Source organism: bacterium, from assembly GCA_036524115.1.
Lineage (GTDB): Bacteria > JAUVQV01 > JAUVQV01 > JAUVQV01 > DATDCY01 > DATDCY01.
This window is the reverse complement of sequence record DATDCY010000353.1, coordinates 1-2,080: the sequence shown is the minus strand read 5'-3', so window position 1 is coordinate 2,080 and position 2,080 is coordinate 1. Positions and strand designations below refer to the sequence as shown.

The window sequence follows — 2,080 nt, the reverse complement described above, 5'->3', positions numbered from 1 at the left end:
GTCCTGCAGGGGCCGGAGCCCGCGGACCCCGCGTGCCTGCGCTGTCATGTGACGGGGGACCACGATCCCCTCGGGCAGGCGGCCGCGGCTGCGCGGCCCGACCTCGCCGCCGTCGGCTGCGAGGCCTGCCACGGCCCGGCGGCCGACCACGCCGGCAGCGGCCACCCGGAGCTGGTGCCGACCGAGACCGGCGGGGACTGCCCGCCGTGCGAGGCCAACCGGATCTGTCGGCTCTGCCACACGCCGGCGCACTCGCCCGGCTTCGAGCTGGCCGGCTACCTGGAGCGGGTGTCGTGCGCGGGCGGCCCCACGTCCGGGCGTACGCGCGGATCGGAAGAGTAGACGGCGCGGCAGTGAGTCTTCAACGTCCTGCCGTGTCCAAGGCAATCGACAGGCCTGCCCTGCCGGATCTGCGCGCAGGCGCGGATCATTGACGCTGGCGACCCGCCCGCTATACCCTGTGCAGCCATGACCGCCGCCCCCAACCTGCTGGACACGCTGCGCGAGCGCGGCTTCATCGAGCAGGTCGCCGGACCCGAGGAGGAGCTGCGGGCGCTGCTCGCCACGCCCGCCAGCGCCTACATCGGCTTCGACCCGACCGCCTCCAGCCTGCACGTCGGCAGCCTGGTGCCGATCATGTCGCTCGTGCACCTGCAGCGCGCCGGCCACCGTCCCGTGGCCCTCGTCGGCGGCGGCACCGGGCTCGTGGGCGACCCGTCCGGGCGCACGGAGCTGCGCCGGGTGATGACGCGCGAGGAGGTGGCCGCCAACGCCGCGGCCCTGCGCGCGCAGCTCGGTCGCTTCGTCGACTTCTCGCAGGGGCGGGCGGCGCTCGTGAACAACGCCGACTGGCTCGTGCCGCTGAACTACCTGGAGTTCCTGCGCGACGTCGGCCGCCAGTTCTCGGTCAACCGGATGCTCGCCGCCGACGCGTACCGCACGCGCTACGAGTCCGCGGACGGGCTGAACTTTCTCGAGTTCAACTACATGCTCCTGCAGGCGTACGACTTCCACCACCTCTGCTCCCACGAGGGCTGCCGGCTGCAGATGGGCGGGAGCGACCAGTGGGGGAACATCGTCGCCGGCATCGACCTCATCCGCCGGCTGGGCGGGCCGCAGGCCTTCGGGGTGACCTTCCCGCTCATCACGACCGCCGCCGGGGCGAAGATGGGCAAGACCGCCGCCGGCGCGGTCTGGCTCGACGGCGCCCGCACGAGCCCGTACGACTACTACCAGTTCTGGGTCAACACCGACGACCGCGACCTGGAGCGCTTCCTCGCGCTCTTCACCCTGCTGCCCATGGCGGAGGTGCGCGCGCTCGCCGCCGCCGCCGCGTCGGACCCGCGACCCGCCAAGCGGCGCCTCGCCTTCGAGGCGACGCGGCTGGCCCACGGCGGGGAGGAGGCGCGGCGCGCGGAGGCGGCGTCCGCGGCGCTCTTTGGCGGGGGCGCTATCAAGATCAGTGTCAGTGATGGAATCGGCGTGTCAGACGCTGCGGGTCTTGAAGCGCTCAAGAACGTCCCGAACTTCGAGTTGCCCGCCGCGGAGCTCGCCGGCGGCATCGAGGCCTTCGACCTGTTCCACCGCGTCGGGCTCGCGAAGTCGCGTGGCGAGGCGCGGCGGCTCATCGAGGGCGGCGGCGCGTACGTCGGCGGCCGGCAGGTCGCGGCCTTCAACGAGCGCATCGGCGTCGCCGACGCCGCAGACGGACGCATCCTCCTGCGCGCCGGCAAGAAGAAGTACCTGCTGCTGCGCCTCACCTGAGAGCGCGGCGCCGCGCCGTGAGGACCCGGGACCGACTGCTCGCGGACGCCGCCTTCGTCGCGGTCGTCGCGCTCGGCAGGACGCTGCGGTTCACCGAGGAGGGCGGCGCGCACCTGGCCGCCGGGCGTTCGGGGGGGCGGCCCGTCGTCTTCGCGCTCTGGCACAACCGGCTGCTCTACCTCGGCTACCGGCTCGCGCGCGAGCGGCTCGCGATCATGGTCAGCCGCAGCCGGGACGGCGACCTGATCGCGCGCGTGGCGCACGACTACGGGATCGCGGCGGTGCGCGGCTCGAGCACGCGCGGCGGCGCGGCGGC

At 73.9% G+C, this 2,080-nt stretch carries 3 protein-coding genes; all 3 read left to right on the top strand.

Annotated elements, in window-relative coordinates; translation table 11 throughout:
* The coding region (locus tag VI078_17290; protein ID HEY6001041.1) for a multiheme c-type cytochrome at positions 1-342 on the top strand (342 nt) is incomplete at its 5' end.
* A gap of 126 nt (positions 343-468) precedes the next feature.
* On the top strand, positions 469-1,764 hold the full coding sequence (tyrS, locus tag VI078_17285; protein HEY6001040.1) for a tyrosine--tRNA ligase: 1,296 nt from the start codon (positions 469-471) through the stop codon (positions 1,762-1,764).
* Positions 1,765-1,781: 17 nt separating this feature from the next.
* A partial coding sequence (locus tag VI078_17280) for a DUF374 domain-containing protein (protein ID HEY6001039.1) occupies positions 1,782-2,080 on the top strand: 299 nt, incomplete at its 3' end.

Excerpts from the sequence above, each read along its gene's own strand:
- tyrS (HEY6001040.1), top strand. The coding sequence starts at position 469 with ATGACCGCCGCCCCCAACCTGCTGGACACGCTGCGCGAGCGCGGCTTC.